This window comes from Kribbella monticola (assembly GCF_003261635.1).
GTDB lineage: Bacteria > Actinomycetota > Actinomycetes > Propionibacteriales > Kribbellaceae > Kribbella > Kribbella monticola.
On the sequence record NZ_QFXK01000030.1, the window covers coordinates 410,448 to 430,717 of the forward strand.

Annotated in this window: 14 protein-coding genes; 8 read left to right on the forward strand and 6 right to left on the reverse strand. The window is 68.5% G+C overall.

Translation table 11 applies throughout. The features are described from left to right. Positions 1 to 21: 21 nt before the first annotated feature. Positions 22 to 1,791 carry an HSP90 family protein gene (locus DIZ26_RS18315; RefSeq protein WP_112242907.1) on the forward strand — a complete coding sequence of 590 codons (1,770 nt, stop codon included), beginning with the start codon at positions 22 to 24 and terminating at the stop codon, positions 1,789 to 1,791. Continuing rightward, positions 1,788 to 4,457 carry a tetratricopeptide repeat protein gene (locus DIZ26_RS18320; protein ID WP_112242909.1) on the forward strand — a complete coding sequence of 890 codons (2,670 nt, stop codon included), beginning with the start codon at positions 1,788 to 1,790 and terminating at the stop codon, positions 4,455 to 4,457. The genes DIZ26_RS18315 and DIZ26_RS18320 overlap by 4 nt, the downstream gene beginning before the upstream one ends. Positions 4,458 to 4,793: 336 nt before the next feature. Here the strand turns inward: DIZ26_RS18320 and DIZ26_RS18325 are convergent, their stop codons facing one another. Then, the gene (locus DIZ26_RS18325; RefSeq protein WP_112242911.1) at positions 4,794 to 5,564 is read right to left on the reverse strand and encodes a class I SAM-dependent methyltransferase; all 771 of its coding nucleotides are present in this window, start codon (positions 5,562 to 5,564) and stop codon (positions 4,794 to 4,796) included. A gap of 109 nt (positions 5,565 to 5,673) precedes the next feature. On the opposite strand from DIZ26_RS18325, the gene DIZ26_RS18330 reads away from it, so the two are divergent. Together DIZ26_RS18330 and DIZ26_RS18335 are read left to right on the forward strand one after the other, a co-directional pair. After that, positions 5,674 to 6,234, forward strand: coding sequence for an RNA polymerase sigma factor (locus tag DIZ26_RS18330; RefSeq protein WP_112242913.1), 561 nt, complete (start codon positions 5,674 to 5,676; stop codon positions 6,232 to 6,234). Continuing rightward, positions 6,231 to 7,010 carry a hypothetical protein gene (locus tag DIZ26_RS18335; protein ID WP_112242915.1) on the forward strand — a complete coding sequence of 260 codons (780 nt, stop codon included), beginning with the start codon at positions 6,231 to 6,233 and terminating at the stop codon, positions 7,008 to 7,010. The genes DIZ26_RS18330 and DIZ26_RS18335 overlap by 4 nt, the downstream gene beginning before the upstream one ends. 863 nt (positions 7,011 to 7,873) lie before the next feature. Here the strand turns inward: DIZ26_RS18335 and guaA are convergent. From guaA to DIZ26_RS18350, 3 genes are read right to left on the reverse strand one after another with little or no spacing between them, the layout of a single operon-like run. Then, positions 7,874 to 9,469 carry a glutamine-hydrolyzing GMP synthase gene (gene guaA / locus DIZ26_RS18340; RefSeq protein WP_198676151.1) on the reverse strand — a complete coding sequence of 532 codons (1,596 nt, stop codon included), beginning with the start codon at positions 9,467 to 9,469 and terminating at the stop codon, positions 7,874 to 7,876. Continuing rightward, entirely contained in the window at positions 9,466 to 11,790 is a 2,325-nt protein-coding gene (locus DIZ26_RS18345) for an ABC transporter permease (protein ID WP_112242921.1), read from the reverse strand. Before DIZ26_RS18345 ends, guaA begins: the two co-directional genes overlap by 4 nt. Next, positions 11,787 to 12,494, reverse strand: a complete 708-nt coding sequence (locus DIZ26_RS18350) for an ABC transporter ATP-binding protein (RefSeq protein ID WP_112242923.1) — start codon at positions 12,492 to 12,494, stop codon at positions 11,787 to 11,789. Before DIZ26_RS18350 ends, DIZ26_RS18345 begins: the two co-directional genes overlap by 4 nt. A gap of 138 nt (positions 12,495 to 12,632) precedes the next feature. On the opposite strand from DIZ26_RS18350, the gene DIZ26_RS18355 reads away from it, so the two are divergent. Both DIZ26_RS18355 and DIZ26_RS18360 read left to right on the forward strand, forming a co-directional pair. Beyond that, entirely contained in the window at positions 12,633 to 13,430 is a 798-nt protein-coding gene (locus DIZ26_RS18355) for a sensor histidine kinase (protein ID WP_232828429.1), read from the forward strand. Beyond that, complete coding sequence (locus DIZ26_RS18360; protein ID WP_112242925.1) at positions 13,427 to 14,092, forward strand: response regulator; 666 nt, start codon at positions 13,427 to 13,429, stop codon at positions 14,090 to 14,092. Before DIZ26_RS18355 ends, DIZ26_RS18360 begins: the two co-directional genes overlap by 4 nt. Here DIZ26_RS18360 and DIZ26_RS18365 read toward each other — a convergent pair. Then, positions 14,056 to 15,099: a cytochrome P450 family protein gene (locus DIZ26_RS18365; RefSeq protein ID WP_112242927.1), complete on the reverse strand. Its 1,044-nt coding sequence runs from the start codon at positions 15,097 to 15,099 to the stop codon at positions 14,056 to 14,058. The genes DIZ26_RS18360 and DIZ26_RS18365 overlap by 37 nt on opposite strands. A 256-nt stretch (positions 15,100 to 15,355) precedes the next feature. Between DIZ26_RS18365 and DIZ26_RS18370 the strand changes: the two genes are divergently transcribed. Further along, positions 15,356 to 15,982, forward strand: coding sequence for a helix-turn-helix transcriptional regulator (locus DIZ26_RS18370; RefSeq protein WP_112242929.1), 627 nt, complete (start codon positions 15,356 to 15,358; stop codon positions 15,980 to 15,982). Between the two features lie 36 nt (positions 15,983 to 16,018). Here the strand turns inward: DIZ26_RS18370 and DIZ26_RS18375 are convergent, their stop codons facing one another. Beyond that, positions 16,019 to 17,338, reverse strand: coding sequence for a COG1470 family protein (locus DIZ26_RS18375; protein WP_157979752.1), 1,320 nt, complete (start codon positions 17,336 to 17,338; stop codon positions 16,019 to 16,021). Positions 17,339 to 17,510: 172 nt separating this feature from the next. On the opposite strand from DIZ26_RS18375, the gene DIZ26_RS18390 reads away from it, so the two are divergent. Next, the gene (locus DIZ26_RS18390) at positions 17,511 to 20,237 is read left to right on the forward strand and encodes a choice-of-anchor D domain-containing protein (protein ID WP_112242935.1); all 2,727 of its coding nucleotides are present in this window, start codon (positions 17,511 to 17,513) and stop codon (positions 20,235 to 20,237) included. Positions 20,238 to 20,270 lie beyond the last annotated feature (33 nt).

Sequence of the window (20,270 nt, forward strand, 5' to 3'; positions counted from 1 at the left end):
GGGCGGAGCGAGAGGCTGGGGATGGGGAGCGAGAACTTTCAGGTCGATCTGCACGGGATCGTCGATCTGCTGAGCAATCACCTGTACAGCAGTCCGCGGGTCTACCTGCGAGAGCTGTTACAGAACGCGGTCGACGCGATCACCGCGCGTCAGGCCGCTGAGCCACAGGCGCCGGGGCGGATCGACGTACGGACCGGCCCGGATCGGCTCAGCATCACCGACACCGGGATCGGGCTCAGGCCGGACGAAGTACGGGAACTGCTGGCGACGATCGGGCGGAGTTCGAAGCGGGACGAGATCGGGTTCGCGCGGACCGAGTTCCTCGGCCAGTTCGGCATCGGTCTGCTGTCGGCCTTCATGGTCGCCGACGAGATCGAAGTACTGACACAACCCACAGCCGGGCGGACCACCCGCTGGATCGGTGCGGCGGACGGCCGCTACACCATCAGCGAGGCAGACGCGGCCGCAGAAACCGGTACTACGGTGACGCTCAAGGCTCGCCGTGGCGCCGAGCAGTGGTTCAAGCAGGCCACGGTCATCGAGCTGATCAAGCTCTTCGGCGCCTTGCTCCCGCTCGAGATCCGCGTGGACGGTGAGCGAGTCACCGAAGGCAAGGCGCCCTGGGAAAGCACCGGCGCGACCCAGCGGGCAGAGCTCGTCGGGTATGCGCAGGACAAGCTCGGGTTCACCCCGTTCGACGTCATTCCGCTCAACAACCCGGCCGCCGGGCTCACCGGGGTCGCGTTCGTGCTGCCCTTCCCCGCGAACCCGGCCGAGCGCGCTACTCACCGCGTCTACCTCAAGAGGATGCTGCTGGCCGAAGGCGTCGAGGGTCTCCTGCCCGACTGGGCGTTCTTCGTCCGGGCTGTCATCGACACCTCCGAGCTGCGTCCGACCGCGAGCCGCGAGGCGCTCTTCGACGACGGCAATCTCGAGGAAACCCGCGAAGCTCTCGGAGCACAGCTCAGAGGCTGGCTCGTACGCCTCGGCAGCACGGATCCGCAGAAGCTGGACCGCTTCCTCGCCATTCACCAGCTCGGCGTGAAGGCGCTCGCGCTGCACGACGACGAGCTGCTCCGGCTGGTCCACCGCTGGCTCAAGTTCGAGACCAACCACGGCCGGATGACCTCGGCCGAACTGCACGAGCGGTACGGCGAGATCCGGTACGCCGCGACGATCGAGGAGTTCCGCCAGCTGGCCGCGGTCGCCGCCGCTCAGCAACTCACGGTCGTCAACGGCGGCTACACCTACGACTCCGAACTGCTCGAACGGCTGCCCGACGTCGTACCGGGCCTGGCCGTCAGCCGGTTCGATCCGACCGAGCTGAGCACCAGCTTCGACAGTCTCGCCCCGGAGACCGAGCTCGCGCTCAGGCCGTTCGTCCGGCTCGCCCAGGAGGCGCTCGACGGGGTCGGCTGCGAGGTCGTCGTCCGCGCGTTCGACCCGGCCGGGCTGCCCGCGATCTATCTGGTCGACCGGTCCGCGCAGTTCGCCGCCGAGCTACGATCCACCAAGAGCAAGGCCGACGCGCTGTGGTCCGAAGTACTGGGTGCCCTCGACACCCATGACGACAGCCGCCCGCAACTCGTCCTGAACCACCGCAGTCCCCTCGTACGCCGGATGGCCGGCCTGGCGGATCCAGAGCTCGCGCGTCTCGCGGTCGAAGGTCTCTACGGGCACGCCCTGATGCTCGGCTACCACCCGATCGGCCCGGCGGACTCCGCACTGGTGAATCGATCCTTCCTCGGCCTGCTGGATCAGGCCGTCCCGACCCAGGAGGACCCGCGATGAGCGACGGCGACCTGCTCGAGCGACTCGACCGCGCCATGAGTACGCCGTACGGGAAAGCGCGTTCGGCCCTGCTGGAGGACGTCGTACGCCGGGCGGACGCGTCCGCCGACGAAGAGCTGGCCTTCTTCGCGCGGCTGACGCTCGTCACGGCGTACGTGATGGGCGGGGAGCCGCGGAAGTTGCTCGTGCCGTTCGCTCGTTGTGTGGCGGACTGGGATGCGGATCCGGCGAAGTTTCAGCGGCACGAGCACACGTTCCTGTGGTGCTTCAAGTACACGCCGAACACGCTGGCGAAGTTCCCCGAAGTCTCGCTCGACCAGACCTACGCAGTACTGGACGACATGGAACGAAGGTGGCGAGCCGGCGGGCACAGCATGCAGGTCGTCCACCACTACCGGTGGCTCGTCGCGAACCACATCGGTGACGAGGCCGCTGCGGCCGAAGAGTTCCGGCTCTGGTCGACCACGCCGCGCGATGACCTGTCCGACTGCGTCGGGTGCGACCCGACCGGCAAGGCGCGGCACCTGATCGAGATCGGGCAGCCGGCCGACGCGCTGGCGCTCGCAGTCGGCGTACTGGACGGCCAACTGACCTGCAACGAGCAGCCGCAGCAACTGCTGACGACACTGCTTCCCGCTTATGTTGCCGAGGGCATGCATTCCGAGGCGGTCGACGCGCATCGGCGGGCTTATCGGACGCTGCGTAACAACCCAGGCGAGCTGGAGACGTACGCCGAACACGTGCTCTTCTGCGCCCGCACCGGCAACGAGACGCGCGCTGTGGAACTGGTGGAACGTCACCTGACCGATCTCGCGGAACCACCCAGCCCGTACGCCGAAATGCGTTTCGCTGCCGCGGCCGCGCTCGCGTTGAGCCGGGTCGACCTGATGATCCGGCGTCCGCAGGAGCCCGACATCGCCTCGGCGGAACTGTCCGCCCAGTTGGCTGAGCGGGCGCTGGAGTTGGCGGCGCAGTTCGACGTACGGAACGGGACCAGCCATCAGAGCGACCAGATCTGCTCTGTTCTCGGGGCCGAGCCGTGGCTGGAATACCTGCCCTTGTCGGAGACCGCTCGGCGGGCTTATGCACGCAGCCAGGCGTCGTCGGCCTCGGCATCGGCTGTGGCTTCGGTGGAAGATGTTGCTGTGGGCCCCGATCCGTCGGGAAGCGGTTGGCTTGATCGGGCCGAGGAAGAGTGGCAGAACGATCGTCGTGAGCAGGCGATCGCGGCCTGGCAGGCTTTCGAGCGCGAGGTGCCCGAGAGCGAGCGGACCAAGCTCGACCAGGCGCGCCTGCTCGACGGTCGCGGCCTGGCGTCGCTTGGCCAAGACGACGAGGCACTGAACGCCTGGCGCGAGGCGCTCGCGCTGTACTCCGAGCTCGGCGAGGAGGTTCGGCTCCTGCGCGACCGCGGCCGGATCGCCAGGGTTCTGGGCGAAGCCGGCCGGATCGAAGAAGCGCTGGTAACCGGTGAGGAACCACTGCGCCGGCTGATCGCCAATGACGAACCTCGACGCCAGGGCGGCTGGCGGTACTCGCTCGCGACGCTGCTTGCCCAAGCCGGTCGGGTCGAGGAATCCCTGCAGGAGTTGGCGATTCTCCGTTCCGGGCCCGGCACCGAGGACGATCTGCGCGCGGCCGCGGGGATCCTTCAGTGCAATCTCTTGATCCAACGCGAACAATTCGACGAGGCCGAGGACGCCGCAACTGCCGGACTCGCCAGCAGGCATGAGTTGCCGAGGTCGTTTGCGTATCGGCAGCGCGGCTGGATCCGGATCGCCTTGGACCGGCCGGACGAGGCCGTCGCCGATCTGGAGGAAGCGATCGCCCTGGCGACGGGCGCCACCGACGCCGACGTACACATCGCGATCTGTCGCCTGGAACTCGCCCGCGCTTACCTGCTCACCGGTCGCGCCCTCGAAGCGGCCGAGACCGGCGAAGAGGCACTGCCCGTACTGCGGGATCCGTCGCTCGCGAGTCTCCAAGCCGACGTACGCGGCGTACTCGTCGATGCGTATCGAGCTCTGGGTGAGCTGGACTCCGCGCTGGCACAGGTTCGCCTGCTGCTCACCGAGGCAACGGCCGACGCCCACCCGCAATGGCTCGGCAACCTCCGTCAGGACGAGGGCCTGCTGCTCGAACGCATGGACCGCGACAAGGAAGCCGTCGACACCTTCCTCGCCGCCGCCGAGCACTTCGAGGCGGCCGAGCTGCCACTCGCTTACGTCCAAGCTGTTCGGCTGGCTGCGCAGTCGGCCCGGTACGCCGGTGAGTTCGACATGGTGGACCAACTGCTCGACCGCGCGCGGCCGGTACTCGATTCGCTCCCTTCTGCCGAGCAGCCCGTGCTCTTCCAGCAGGCAGGGATCCATTGGGACCTGGCGATGCTCAAGATGCAACAGGGCTCGGTGGGTGAGGCAGTCGAGCAGGCGCGCCACGCAGCGGAGTACTACGAACGCGGCGGCTTCGAGGGCCAGTTGCTCAACGCCCGCCTCCTGATCGCCGAACACAGCACCACCGACGCCACCATGCTCCAGGAAATCTTCACCACCCTCCCCACCGGCGACGAATCCTGGCACCGCACCGGCTGGCTCCTGGCCGACCGCCTCCGCACCCTCGGCCAAACAACCGAAGCCGAAGCCCTGGAGAAACAACTACAGGCTTGAGAAGCCACCCCCGTTGCGGCTAAGGCAGCCCACCCAGTCGCCGGCTCCTACGTCGCCCGACTCCTCCCACCCTGAACGCCGGCTCCTTCGTCGCGGCTGGAATAGCCCACCCAGTCGCCGGCTCCTACGTCGCCCGACTCCTCCCACCCCGATCCTCGGCTCCTCCGTCGCCGACTTCGACGCGCTCGGCCCAAATCGTGCCTCTCCCGGTCCGGCCGATGACCGCTCGCGGTGGACGCGATGGACTCGCGTCACCGCCGGCGTCCTGATCAGCCGGCCGGACCATCACCAGATCGTGTGCCGGCTGTCTGTTCTCGCATCCGGCACCGCACGAAGTCAGCGGACCGCGGTCAGGAGGTAGGTCGCCGGAATACAACCATTGCCCTCGCCGAGACCGGGGTACATATCCGCTTCGGCAAACTCCTGCAACGACCGGACCGTCATGCCTGCCGCCAGCACCGCGCTGACGACGCTGCCGATGCTCCAGACAAAGCTCCTGTGAGGAAGATCCGGAACTCCAAGCGTCCTGGTGATCTCCGGTGCCTTCAACGGGTCGGCATAGCCGTCGCGATCCGAATTGAAGTAGTCGGCACTGACGCTCAGATGACCATCGCCCGCAACAGTGAGGACCTCCCACAGGGGATGATGCTCACTGATCACCAGCGAGCCGCCGGGATTGATCCGTTGAGCTACCAGCCGCACCCAAGCGTCGATGTCGGGTGCCCAGCACAAACCACCCCAGGAGATGAAGACCAGGTCGAAGCCAGTGAGGTGCTGGTCCAGATTCATCATGTCCTGCTCTTGAAAGTCCACGACCAGGCCCAGAGCTTCGGCCTTCGCCCTCCCTGTAGCCAGGTGGCTCGGCGCAAGGTCGACGGCGGTGACATCTGCCCCCATCTGAGCGAACGTCAGCGCCTCGTCCCCAACCGAGCAGGCCAATTGCAGAACCCGGCGCCCTCCAACATGCCCGACCGCTGCCCGCTCGTGCTCGTTCAGCACGCTGCCGGACCGGACGGACTCGACCGGCTCTCCTTTGCGGTGCGGAGCCAGTGCCTCCCAGTACCTCCGGTTATCGAGCACAACGCGCGACGCGGTCCGCTCCGACATGGCCAAGACAATACGACCAGCTCCGCCGGCGGCGCATCGCGATTTCCCGATCGCGGCCTCGTTTCCGGGTGGGCGACACACTTGGTGGTGTGGTGGACAGGTTCGGGGTATGACCAACAGTTCACGCGCTCCGGATCGGGAGGCTCGGTTCAGTGCGCTCTATCGGGCGACCTATGCCGACCTGGTTCGATTTGCTCAGCGGCGGGTCGATCACAGTCACGCGGAGGACGTCGTCGCCGAGGCGTTCCTGGTCGCGTGGCGGCGGTTGGATGATTTGCCCAAGCAGGCCGACGACGCTCGCGCCTGGCTCTTCGGGGTTGCTCGGCACACGATCATGAACAGCCGACGCGGATCCGACCGGCGCCGAGCGCTCGCAGTACGGCTGGCTACTTCCGCCTCGACCGCAACTGATGGTGCTGCCGATCTCGTCGCTCAGCAAGTCGATCTCGCGGCCGCGTGGAACCTGCTGTCGGAAGTCCACCAGGAGGCGCTCGCCCTCGCAGTACTGGATGAGCTGACCGCACCTCAAGCCGCAGTGGTCCTCGGGATTTCGCCCGTCGCGTTCCGCCTGCGCCTCAGCCGCGCCCGACGAGCACTACGCGCGCACCTCGACCACCGCCCCGAACCCGCGCTCGCCCCCGCGAGCGTGACCGAAAGGCAGTCCTCATGAATCTCACAGACGATTTCCCCGTACTACGAACCCTCGACCCCGCCGACCGCGAGATCGACCCGAACAGCCCCCGCGCCCGCGCAGATCTCGAGCGCATCCTCGCGACCGACCCAGCGCTGCCTGCTCTGAGGCCCCGGCGGAGCCGACGACTCGCCGTCTCTGTCGCCCTGGGCGCGGCAGCCGCCGCCACCGTCGCCGCGCTGGTACTCCCCTCCGCGCTCGGCGGCGACAAAGCCTTCGCGAGCTGGACAAGTTCGCCCTCAGGTATGTCGGCATCGAAGCGCGCCGACGCGGCGAACTCCTGCCGCAGCCACCAGAAGTCGGGAAGTCACGAGTACGCCGACCAGCTGAAGTCCGCCGGCACCGCGATCTCCGAGCGACGCGGCGCCTGGACCTTGGTGATCCTCGCGGGCCGCGACGGCTTCTCGGCCCTCTGCATCACCGACGATTCGAAGCACCTCTTCCGCTCGTACTTCGGTGCCATCGGCTCGACACCTCCCGCCAACCGACCGAGCAACCGCGGCCTCGCGCCCCTCGTCCTCGGTACGGGCTCGATCGACGGAAACGAACTCTCGGTCGCTGCCGGTGCCGCCGGCTCAGACGTCACCGCGGTCACCTACACCAGCCCCACCCGCGGAAAAGTCAACGCCACCGTCTCCGGCGGCCAGTTCGCCCTCTGGCTCCCCGGCAACGACCTGACCGGCGGCGCGAAGGGCACCTCCGTCCAGGTCACCTACCGAGACGGCACCACAGCCACCGTCACACTCCACCTCTGACTCCTACGGCCCGATGCAGTAACCGGCGCAGAGGTGGAAGGATCGAGGAGGACCCACTGCACAGCGTGGCGGAGGCGAGGCAACGCCGCAGCCGGTGCCCAGCGTGGCGGAGGCGAGGCGACACAAGAGCCAGCACCAAGCGGCCCGCCAACCCACACCAGCCTCGACAACGCCCGGGCACCCACCACCCTTCCAACCGGCATGCAGGACCCGGTGCCCCGGGGCGGTGAGCTGGCAACGCAGGAACCGGTGCCCGGGGCCGGTGAGCCGGCGATCCAGGAGCCGCTGTCCAGCTGGTGAAGACCAGGCGAGCCGCACCAAGTGTCCAGCTTGGTGAAGGCGAGGCGTCGCAGGAGTCGATACAACCCGGCGCGTCAACCACCTCAGCCTCGACGAGGCTCGGCACCCACCCGCCGTTTCAACCGGCGACGCAGGAGCCGAGGGCAACGGGCGCGCTAACCCACACCACCTCGACATCGCCAGCACCCACCGCCGTTCCAACCGGCAACGCAGGAGCCGGTGCCCGGGGCCGGTGAGCGGCGACGCAGGAGCCGAGGGCAACGGGCGCGCTAACCCACACCACCTCGACAACGCCAGCACCCACCGCCGTTCCAACCGGCGACGGAGGAGCCGGTGTTCGGGGTGGGTGGAGGCGGCCGACGTAGGAGGCCGCGACCGGGCGGCCCTCCGTCTCCAGCTGCGACGCAGGAGCCAGCGTCCCGGGGTGGGTGGAGACGGCCGACGTAGGAGGCCGCGACCGGGCGGGCGTATTCAGCTGCGACGAAGGAGCCAGCGTCCGGGGTGGGTGGAGACGGGCGACGTAGGAGCTCGCGACGGGTGGGCGGGCTTCTACGCCGTACGACCTACTCCCACTCGATCGTGCCCGGCGGCTTGCTGGTGATGTCGACGGTTACCCGGTTGATCTCGTCGACCTCGTTGGTGATGCGGGTGGAGATCTTCTCGAGTACTTCGTACGGCAGGCGCGCCCAGTCGGCCGTCATCGCGTCTTCGCTGGTCACCGGCCGGAGTACGACGGGATGACCGTAGGTCCGACCATCCCCCTGCACACCAACGGACCGAACGTCAGCCAACAGCACCACCGGGAACTGCCAGATATCGCGATCCAGCCCAGCCGCGGTCAACTCGGTCCGGGCGATGAGATCGGCCGCCCGCAGAATCTCCAGCCGCTCCTTGGTCACCTCACCGATGATCCGGATCGACAACCCAGGCCCCGGGAACGGGTGCCGGTAAACCAGCGTCTCGGGTAGCCCCAGCGCGATCCCCAGCTCCCGCACCTCGTCCTTGAACAGCGTCCGCAACGGCTCGATCAGCGAGAACTGGAGGTCATCAGGCAGCCCACCAACATTGTGATGCGACTTGATGTTCGCTGTACCGGTCCCGCCACCGGACTCCACAACATCCGGGTAGAGCGTCCCCTGCACCAAGAACTCGATGTGCCGATCAGCGTCCAGCTTCCGCGCGGTCGCCTCAAAGGTCCGGATGAACTCGCGCCCGACGATCTTCCGCTTCTGCTCCGGATCGGTCACCCCGGCCAGAGCGCCCAGGAACTGATCCTCGGCATCCACGACTTCCAGCCGCGTGCCGGTAGCAGCGACGAAGTCCTTCTCGATCTGGTCCGACTCACCCGAGCGCTGCAACCCGTGGTCCACATACACACAAGTCAGCTGGTCGCCGATCGCCTTGCTCACCAGAGCTGCGGCGACGGCCGAATCCACACCACCTGACAGCGCGCACAGCACCTGCTTGTCGCCGACCTGCTGCCGGATCAGCTCCACCTGCTCCTCGACGACATTGGTGGTCGTCCAGTCGCCGCTGCAACCAGCGATGTCGTACAGGAAGTGCTCCAGCACCGCCTGCCCAGCCTGCGAGTGCAGCACCTCCGGGTGCCACTGCACACCGGCCAGCTTGCTGTCCAGGTTCTCGAACGCCGCGACCGGCGCACCTGAAGACGCAGCCAGTACGGAGAATCCGACCGGCGGTGCGTGCACAGCGTCCCCGTGCGACATCCACACGTTCAGATCGGCGGGGATCCCCGCGAGCAGCGCGCCGGCCTCGCTCACCGTGACCGGGGTGCGCCCGAACTCGCGCAGTCCCGTACGGCGTACGTCGCCGCCCAGCGTCTGCGCCATCGCCTGGAACCCGTAGCAGATCCCGAACGCCGGCACCCCCGCCTCGAACAGCGCCGAGTCGACCCGCGGCGCACCCTCGGCGTACACCGACTGCGGCCCGCCGGACAGGATGATCGCCTTCGGACTCCGGGCCAGCATCTCCTCGACCGGCATCGAGTGCGGCACGATCTCGGAGTACACCTTGGCCTCGCGCACGCGTCGCGCGATCAACTGCGCGTACTGCGCCCCGAAGTCGACGACCAGAACCAGCTCATGCTCACTCACCCGCAAAGCGTATCGGTGCAGGTCAGCAAGGCTGTAATCGCTCATTCGTTGTGGAGGACTTCGGCGATGGTGGTGTGGGCGGCGGACCGGGCCGGGACGAAGGCTCCGAGGGCGGAGATCGCGATACCGGCGAGGACCAGCAGGGCGAGCAGCGGGGCGGGGTAGACCTGCAGCATGAAGTCGGGGATCGCCACCTGGGCGCCGTTGGCCATGGCGGGGACGACCAGGCGGTGGGCGATGATGCCGAGTGGGATGCCCAGGAGGCCACCGATCGCGCCCAGCGCGGCCATGGACGTCACCACCATCACGACGACCTGGGCGGGGGTCATGCCGATCGACTTGAGCATGCCGAGGTCGCGGCGGCGTTCGCGGGTGTTGAGGACGACTGTGTTGAAGACGCCGAGCGCGGCCACGGTCCCCAGCATCAGGGTCAGCAGGACGACGGTCGCCAGGACGATCGCAACGAAGCTGCCCGATTCCTGACCCGAAGTCTCCTCCAACCCTGAGTCCCCGGCCTGCACGGCCTTGACATAGCTGTCCAGGTCCGTGCCGGGCTTCACCTTGATCTCGTACAGCGACGCTCGCAAGTCCGGTGCAACCAACGCCAGCGTCTGCCAGTTCGACAGCACCTCCTCACCCGAGTTGTAGAGCGCCTTCCCGACGATCCGTGCCTGAACGTTCTTGCCCTCCGACTGCAGGGTGATCGTGTCGCCGATCGCCAGCCCGTGCTGGCGAAGGAACCGCTCGGACACGACTACCTGCCCTGGCCCGTCGAACCATCGCCCGCTGAGCATCCGATAGCCGAGCTGCTCGAAGTCCCCGCGATAGAAGGACACCCGCAGGTCCGTGTTCGTCCCAGCCAGCCGCATCGGCAGCTCCGCACTCGCGATCACCGCCGAAGCGCCCGGAGTCGACCGCAGCAACGCCTCGTCCTGCGCGTCAGTCAGCTTGGCGACCGGTGGCGCCACCTCACCAGGTGGTGGCGGACCGCTCCCCTTGAGACCTCCGAACATCGTCACGTCGACAGCACCGACCCGGCTCGCAGCAGTCTGATAAGAGGTCAACGACTTCCCGAGCCCCACCGCCAGCGTCACGCTGGTGGCCCCGAGTACGACGGCCGCCAGCGTCAACGCCGTACGCGCCGGCCGGGCGAACGGAAGCCCGAACCCGAGGCTCACCGCCCGCGGCAACCGAGTGCCACTCAGCCAGCGCTGGGCCCGCAGCCCGCGGCCGGCTCGCGGCGCACTACCCGCACTGATCGCCTCAGCCGCCGACAGACTCCGCGCTCGAAGCGCAGGGACCAGAGCGGACAGCGCGACCAGGGCAGGTACGCCGAGCAGCGCGGCCACGTCCACCCAGACCGCTACGCCGACACCACCCGCGCCGTAGTTCTCGAAGGCCCTCGTCAGCAACGACTCTGCGAGCACATTGCCCAGGACCGTGCCGATCGCGCAGCCGGCGAACGCCGGGATGGACACCATCGCCAGATAGACCGTCATCACCTGGGTAGGGGTGAACCCGAGCGCCTTGAGTACGCCGATGTGCTTGAAGCCGGCGACCACAGCACCGCTGACCACGTTCGCCACGATCAGTACGGCGACCGCCAACCCGAGCCAGCCGAACACCATCAAGAACGGCACGAAGGTGTTCGGTTCGCCGGTGGCGAGTGCTCGCAGCGCAAGGTAGGACTGGGTGCCCACCAGTGCGCCGGACGGCAGACCGGAGGTCACCGCCGACTGACCAGCCGACACCTGCTCGTTGGTCGCGGCCTGGGCGAAGCGGTACAGCATCTGCGTCGACGTCGGCTCCAACGACGTCATCTGCGCCGGCGCGACCCAGGCGTCGGCCGATCCGCTCACGCTGTAGGCGAACCCGACGATGGTCATCCGGTGGCTGCGGGCCAGGGTGAGCGTCCCACCCAACGTCGGCGCACCACGCCCGCTGGAGTCGGTCGGGTTCCGGTTCATCACGATCTCGCCCGGCTTGGTTGCCCAGCGTCCCTTCCACACGTTGAGCCGGTCGACCGTCCCGCCGGCGTCCGCGCGTCCCACCACCACCAGAGACGTCTCTGGTCCACCGGTGTCCATGTCGAGGGTCGCCTGGCCGAACGGTCCCGCCACGGCGGCCGCAGTACGAGCCGACTCGGTGAGCTGGGCGTCGCTGACCTTGGTCCGGTCGTACGACGCGACCAAGTGTGCACCGCTCTGCCTCGCGTACGCCTGGTCGAAGGGACCACTCGACGCCGCCAGCAGTCCCAGCGCCACGACGATCATCGAGGTGGACAGCATCACGACCACTCCGATGATCAAGGTCTGCATCCGGCGCCGTCGGACCGCTGCTCGCGACACCGGCCACACGGCGCTCACGACGTACGCTCCAGGCTGCGCTCGCCCGCGATCTGCCCGTCGACGAACTCGATGACGCGGCTGGCGCAGCGCGTCGCGAGTTGTTGGTCATGGGTCACCAGGAGCAGCGTCTGGCCGATCTGGTTGAGGTCCAGCAGGAGATCCATCACCTGTTCGCCGGCGCGCGTGTCCAGTGCACCGGTCGGCTCGTCGGCCAGCAGCACGGCTGGGCGGTTCATCAGCGCCCGGGCGACGGCAACGCGTTGCCGTTCGCCGCCACTCAGTTGGGCTGGGTAGATGTTCCGGCGGTCGGCGATGCCGAGTTCCTCGAAAAGTTCCTCGGCACGCTTCCGGGCAGCCGAGGCCGACCTACCGGTCAGCTGCGCGGCCAGTGCGACGTTGTCGAGGGCGGACAGATCGTCCAACAGGTTGAAGAATTGGAAGATCATGCCGATCCGCCGGCGCCGGTACAGCGCCAGGCCCTTCTCGTCCAGCCTGCCCAGGTCGTCGCCGTGCACCATGACGGACCCTGAGGTCGGCCGGTCCAGTCCGGCGACCATGCTGAGCAGCGTGGACTTGCCGCTGCCCGACGGTCCCATCACCGCAACGGCCTCGCCGGCGCGAATCTCCAGCGATACCCCGTCCAGTGCGACAGAGTCGCCGTACTCCTTGCGTACTGCGGTGAGCCGTACAACCGCCTGCCCGTTGCCTTCGTCATCCGTCATGCGCTCACGCTAGAACCGCCGGCGCACGCTGGACGTCAGCCTGCCGGCGTACTGTCCGCGCCCGGTCATCCCGCAGATGTACGGCGTGCCCCCAGCGGATGATGCCGAATCCGAAGCGCCTTTGGGAGAGTGGTTCTCGTGACCACGATCTGGCTGCTCGTCGCTGTGCTGGCCTGCCTGGCCGCCGGGGCGCTCGCGGTGGCCCTGGTCCGGGCGCGGCGGGCGCACGCTCGCGCGTTGGAGGAGCGCGGATGGTTGCTCGAGCGCGAACGGGAGAGCGCAGCGCAGACCGCGGTCGACGCCGAGCGGGCCCGGATCGCCCACGATCTGCACGACATCGTCAGCCACAACGTGAGCGTGATGGTGATCCAGGCCGGGGCCGCGCGGCACGTGCTGGCGACCGAGCCGGCTGAAGCCGAGGCAGCGCTGCTCGCGGTCGAGGCGGCCGGGCGCGACACGATGGCCGAGCTGCGGCATCTACTCGGTCTGCTCGCACCGCCGTCCGATGGTCAAGAAGACGATCGGCTGTCTCCACAGCCGAGCCTGAGCCGGCTCAGTCCGCTGATCGACCGGATCGCCTTCGCCGGATTGCCGGTGGAGGTGCGGATCTCGGGTGAGCCGAGGCCACTTCCGGCCGGAGTCGACGTCACGGCGTACCGGATCATCCAGGAGGCGCTGACCAACGCACTCAGGCATGGCGACGGGGTGAAGGCGGAGGTGACGGTGCGATACGCCGACCACGCGTTGCGGGTCGAGATCCTGAACACCGGGCCGAGCATCCTGACCGGTGGGCGTTCACCGGTCGCCGGTGGCGAGGGACGCGGGCTGGTGGGGTTGCGGCAGCGGGTGGCCGTGTACGGCGGCGATCTGGATGCGCGGCGCCGGTTGGGTGGCGGGTTCCGGGTCCGCGCGAAGATCCCGCTGGAGCGCCTGTGACGACCGCCCTCCGGGTCGTCATCGCCGATGACCAGGCCCTGGTGCGGACCGGGTTCCGGATGATCCTGACCGCGCACGGCATCGAGGTCGTCGGCGAGGCGGCCGACGGTGCCGAGGCCGTCGAGGCGGTTCGCCGGCTGGGGCCGGACGTCGTACTCATGGACATCCGGATGCCGACGATGGACGGCCTGGAGGCGACCCGCCGCATCCTGGCCGAGCAGACGGGCTGCCGGGTCCTGATCCTCACCACCTTCGATCTGGATCGCTACGTGTACGCCGCCTTGGCGGCCGGAGCCAGCGGGTTCCTGCTGAAGGACGTCACCCCTGAGCACCTGGCGGCGGCGGTCCGGCTGGTCACCACTGGCGACGCCCTGCTGGCTCCCTCGATCACGCGGCGACTGGTGGAGCGGTTCGCCACGCCCGCACCGACCCAGCCCGCGATCCATCGCGACCTCGCCGCCCTGACGCCACGCGAACTCGAGGTCCTCACCCTGATGGGCCATGGGCTGTCGAACGCCGAGCTCGCCACCGAGCTGACGCTGAGCGAGGCGACGGTCAAGACCCACGTCGCGCGGATCTTCGCCAAGCTCACCCTCCGCGACCGAGCCCAGGCCGTCGTCCTCGCCTACGAAACCGGCCTGGTGTCCCCCGGCGACCGCTGAGCGACCAGCACGCGCGCCGGAGCCCGGAACGACAACAGCTCGATCATCGGCGGCTCCGCCTCGACAGCCCGTACTGCGGCCAGCAGCGGCCCGGCGCATTCCAGCGCCACCCGGGTCTCGAGCCGGGCAAGACCTGCCCCGAGGCAGCGATGAATCCCGAGCCCGAAGGCCAGATCGGCCGGACCGCCGTGCCCCGACAATCCGAGCAGCACCGGCGCACCAGCAGGCAGCTCGACGTCCCCGAGCGCAACCGGCTCAGCGGTGACCCGTCGCCAAGTCGGGACCGAGGACGACTCACGCAGTACGAGCTCGACCAGCTCCGCCACGTCCCCGATCACCGAGCCGACCGCCCGATGGAAGGCCGCCGAGATCAGCTGAGTCGTCGTCTCCTGGCCGGCGATCAACAGGAAGTACGCAACCGCGCACACCTCCTCGTCGCTCAACCCGAGTCCGACCAGCACCCCGAACAGATCGTCAGCAGGCTGCACGCGTGCCGCCGTCACCCGCTTCCGCAACCACGCGTAGAACTCGGCCGCACTGTGCGCAAGCTCAAGCTGCCGATCCTCGTCCGGCCACCCCCAGAACAACTCCAGGGATTCCCGCCCCCACGCCTTCAACGCCGGTACGTCGACGTCGCGCACCCCGAGCATCTCCAGCAACACCAGCGCCGGCGGCTCCGCGGCCACCACCTCGACCAGATCCACCGGCCCCTTGGCCAACAACCCCGTCGCAACGGCAATTCGCTCACTCACCAGCCGACGAGTCAACGGCTCCACCGCAGCAACCCGAGCCGGGCTAAAGAACCGCGCCACCGCCGCCCGAATCGGCCGGTGCGACGCCCCCGCGTTGTTGGCCAACGTCGGCGGCAACGCGAACCCAACCCCCTGCAACACCCGCAACGCCTTCACGCTCAACGCGGTATGCGCCACCACCGCGTTGTCCGGCCGAAACCGCTCCGGATCCAGCAGCACCCCTCGAACCTCGCCCGGATCATCGACAACCCACATCCCGAGCACTTCGTCATACCGAGCCGGACACCGAGTCACGCAGCTAGTGTCCGGATCGGCCGGGCCGAACAGTCGGTCGGGGGTGCCCACCCGGATATCGAGCCGGGCCCTGCGGTGCCCACCCCGGTCGCGAGCTGCGCCCTGGGGTGTTCACCCGGGTGGCGAGCCGGGCCTGGGGATGCCCTAGGGAGCAGCCCTAGGGACTGTGATCGCCCGAACGCGCATCGTGGTGCTACCGCACACCAGGGAGGCACCAATGAGTGTTCGTTGGCCGGTTTACGCGTATTCGTCCGATCCGATCTCCCGGTCGGGGATCGAGAGTCAGCTGCGGTTCCAGCCCGATCTCCGGGTCGTCCAGGAGGACCAGCTCGACGACGCCGTGGTCGCCGTGGTCGCTGCCGAGACACCCGACGGGCCCACGCTCGACCGGCTCGGCGAGCTCCGCCGGCGCGGGCTGGACAAGCTGATCCTCGTCGTGGCGAACCTCAACGACAGCGATCTGATCGCGGTGATCGAGGCGGGCGTCTGCTCGCTCATCCGCCGCGCCGATGTCACCCCCGCGAAACTGGCCGACCTGGTCAAGCGCGCCGCCGTCGGCGAGGCCGAACTCCCACCCGACCTGCTGACCCGGCTGCTGCGCCAGGTCTCCCACGTCCAGAACGACGTCCTGACCCCGCGCGGCCTGCGGCTCGCCGGCCTCTCACCGCGCGAGACCGCGATCCTCAAACTGGTCGCGGAAGGGCTCGACACCGACGAGATCGCCGGCCAGTTGGCGTACTCGCCGCGCACCGTGAAGAACGTCCTGCACGGCGTGACCACCCGCTACCAGCTCCGCAACCGCTCCCACGCGGTCGCCTACGCCCTCCGCGAAGGCCTGATCTGAGAACTGACACAGCGTTCTCGTCGCAGAGACACTGTTTCACGACAGCTTGCCCGAGAACGACACCGACGGGGTGCAGTGGTCCGATCCGGTCCCGGGTGTCGTGCAGTTCACCGAGACCACGACCGGTTGACCGGGGTTCGCGTGCAGCGGTTCGAGGTAGTGGTAGTCGAGGTCCCGGAAGTTCGCCAGGCCGGTCTCCAAGACGATGTCCGTACCGATCGCGATCCGCAGGATGCCGTTGTCACCGCGCGGGTTCTGCAACACCAGATCCGCGATGTCGACCTTGCTGCGCCGGTCCGGTGCCGTGTACTTGAAGTCGGTGAACGACCCGTCCGTCACGACCTTGGCGCTGGTGGCGATGCGGAAGCTGACCGGTCCGTTCGGCGCCGGCGTACCGGATGCTTTGCCGGGCGCCGGTGTCGGGCTCGGCTTCGCCGCCGGCTTGCTCGCGGCGGCGGAGGACGGCTTCGGTCCCGGCGTCGGGCTCGACTCAAGACCGGCCGCCTGCCGCGCAACGGTCGCAGCAGCGCCGGCCTGCTGAGCCGCGGCGGTCGCTTTGGAAGCGGCAGTCTCCGCCTTGGCGACCTGCTGCTGAGTCTGCTCAGTCGCAGTCGACACCACCGCAGGCTTGAGCAACGCATACCAGGCACCGATCGCCGCGACCACCAGCACAGCGCAAGCGACAAGGGCAGGCAGCAACCACTTCGGTATCAGCTGCTCCTGCTGAACCACGCCGTTGAGCTCGACGGGTTCAGGTCCGCCCGTGGCGACAACCTGGAAAGGCAACGATCGCGGCTGGCCGCGCAGGAACCGACGATGCGGGATCGCCCGGACCTTGACGATCGTCGCCGTACCGGGCGCTGTCGTGACCAGCGGCTGATCGGTCTCGAGCCGCAGCTCGTCCTCAGGGTCGTGCAAGGTGATCTCGACCGGTGTCGGGGTGTTGCCGAGGTTGTCCACGGCCAGCCGGAACTTCGCACGGCGTTTGGCTCTCCGTTTGGCCGGCACCAGTTCGGCGACCACCTGCTGGAAGGCGGCGACCTCGACCGCCCCTTCCTCCACCACCGAGGCAGCCGGCTCCTCCCGCGAACCGACCCGTACGCCGAAGGGGTGCCGCCCGGCGGTGACCTCAGCCGACCTCGGCGGTTTGAAGACGACCGCGGCGGTCGCACTGGCAGCCGGCATCAGATTGACCACCGGCGGCTCGATCGTCACCCACTCCGCCGCGTCACCGACGAGCGAGAACGTGAACTGGTCGACCAGCCGGCCGGTGTTGGTGATCGCCAGCTCGCACCGGCCGGTCTCGCCCGGGACGACCTCGAGGAACTCACTCGACAAGGAAACGGTGGCTGCCATGCCGCTCAGCGTGCCCTGGCGCGGCACCGGCCAGGCAGCGGCACGGGGCTAACCGGACGCGACACGATTCCTGCCTGATAAGGCAATCCAGCCATCCCCTTGGCTCCCGCGATCGGGCACCGGCGACCGCCTGCCCGGCCCTAGGATCGAACCAGCCGACCAGGGGGTCCCGATGAGCCACAACCTACGCCGGCTGGTCGCCCTGACCGTCGCCGCATCATTGCCCTTAGCAACAACCACCCCCGCCACCGGCACCGGCACCCCACCACTTAGCGCAGCATTCACCCGCCCGACCACCGGCGAGACTTCCACCGGCAGCACGTCTGCGCGCACCACGTCTGCCGGCCACACTTCCGCCGGCACCACGTCTGCTGGCGAGACTTCGGCCGGCACGACGTACGCTGGCGCGTCCACCGGTCGCACCACGTCTGCCGGCCTCCCCACCTCTGTCGCGGTCTCGCGCGCAGACACGCAGGCGATCTCTGTCCCGGACGGTGGCGCACAGTCCGCTGCATCGGCGGCCGGTTCCCCGGCGATCTCCGGCACCGGCCGGTATGTCGCGTTCCAGTCGGCCGCGACTCTCGATCCGACCGTCCTCGCGAGCCCGCCCGGCGTGCAGAACGTCTATGTCCGGGACCGGCGCCAGAACCGGACCGTCCAAGTCAGTCGCGCGCCACTCACGACGTACCTGACGGCCACCAGAGGCAACTCCGTCCCGATCCGCCGGCCCGCTGCCCCGGCCGACCGGTCTGCGACGGCCGTGGAAGACGGCGGCAATCGCGACAGCGCCGCCCCGTCGATCTCCGCCGACGGCCGCTACATCGCCTTCCAGAGCAGCGCCACAAACCTGCCGGACAGCTTCCCGGCGTACGGCGTGCATGTGGTCCTGTGCGACCGGGATCCCGATGGCGACGGCCTCTTCGACGAGCGCCGGCCCGACGGCACGATGGACTTCGGATTCCGCTACCTGAGCACGCCGCCCGAAGACGAACTGGCTCCCGAGGGTACGGCTCCCAGCCTGTCGGCCGACGCCACCACCGTCGCCTGGACCGAACGCGCGGCCGGATCGTCATCCGCCGGCGTGGTGATCACTCAACTGCACAAGGACGCTCAGGGTCGCCCCCTGGCACCTGATCCGGCCCTCTTCCGTCGCCCGTTGCAGGACATCGACAACGCTGTCGGCACCCAGCAAGCGGCCAAGCTGTCAGCTGACGGACAGCACGTGGTCTTCACGGCAAACCTCTGCCAGGGCACGTGTTGCGAACTCTGCGCTCCCAACGAGCCGGACGGCCCGGTCGCGAGCGTTCAGGTCTACGACTTGTCGACGAGTCTGAGCAGCCGAGTCGACTTCACCACCGACGGCGGCTACTCCGGCCTGGGCAGCCATCCGGTCGTCTCCGGCTCTGGCCGACTGATCGCCTTCGAACAACTCCCCCGGCCGGAAGGCCCCACTGTCACGGTCGTGGTCGATCGCGACCCGGCCGCTACCGGCCGTCTCGGCCCGGCCGACGGCCTGCCGGTACTGACTTCCGTCGCTTCCCGCGCTGTGACAGGACAACCGCAGGAGGGCCTGAGTCCGGCGCTGTCGGCCGACGGCCGATACATCGCCTTCGCCAGCTCGGCCGACGGCATGCATGCCGACCAGCAGGGCACCGGTCGTATGGCGATCGTCTTGCGAGACCTCACTCTGGACAACGAGCGCGAGAAGAACGGCCTGCCGCGCCTGCCGGGCGAGCTCGGCTCCCCCGCTGCCCACTGTGAAGACGCGGCCGAGTCGCTTGCGTGCCCAGCCGCCGGGCCGAGCGCATCTCCCGGCTTGTCGGCCGACGGGCTGGTCGTCACCTTCACCTCGGCAGGCGACGACGTCCAGCCGGAGCCATGTTGTGCCGGAGCCGCCTTCGCCCGCGAGTTCCACCCTGGCCTGACCAGTGCGCCACCCACCTTCGGCACTGTTGCCTTAGGCAACACAACGGCCCGGACGGTGGTACTCGAGCACACTGGCTTCGGGCCGCTTCCCGTCCAAGGGTTGAGTATCACCGGCCCGAACGCCGACGACTTCAAACTGACCGGCGCCGGAACCTGTGCGGCCGCGATCCTGCACGAGACCGACACCTGCGCCGTCGAGATCTCGTTCGCTCCGACCGCAACCGGCAACCTCCAGGCCGTACTGCGTATCTCTCTTTCCGGCGGGACGTTCAGCGAGACCCCGCTGACCGCCGAAGCTGTCCCGGCCGAGCCCGGACAACCGCCGCAGCCCACCGGAGCACTGGTCATCACACCCGATCCCGTCACCTTCACCACGCCACAACGAAGCCTGGTCGAAAGCAGTGCACGCACGATCATCGTCCGCAACGCCGCCACGGTTCCGATCGCCGTGACCTCGATCAAGCTGCTCGAGGGCAGACTTCTTACGCTCGGCGACTTCACGGTTCGTCGCACCACCTGCGCCTCGACGACCCTGGATCCTGGCGAAACCTGCTCGATCGACCTCTCCACCACTCCGCAGAACGCGGGACCGCGCAACGGCGTCCTGCGAATCGGCACCACAGATCCGCAGTACGACAAGCTGATTTCCCTGCACAGCCAGGGAATCCAACCCGTCCTGGTGGTCAACCCCGCCGTAGTACGACTGAATCGCGTCGTCCAGATCAGCGGCCGCGACTTCCCACCGAACCACCCGGTGACAGTGGCTCTGGCGACTCCAGGCAGCCGCACCTTCCTGAACCTGCAGACGACAGCCGAGGGCACGTTCACCATCCCACTCCTCGTCTTCCCGCAAACGAGCGCCGGCACCTCTCCCGTTGTAGCGACCGCCGGCGGCACCTCCATCCGTGCCCAGACCCCGCTCCTGATCGTCCCCGGCAGCTACCAACCCCCAGGCTTCACCTCACGCCGCTGACTTCCACCTCACCCGCGGCTGACTCGTCCCGGG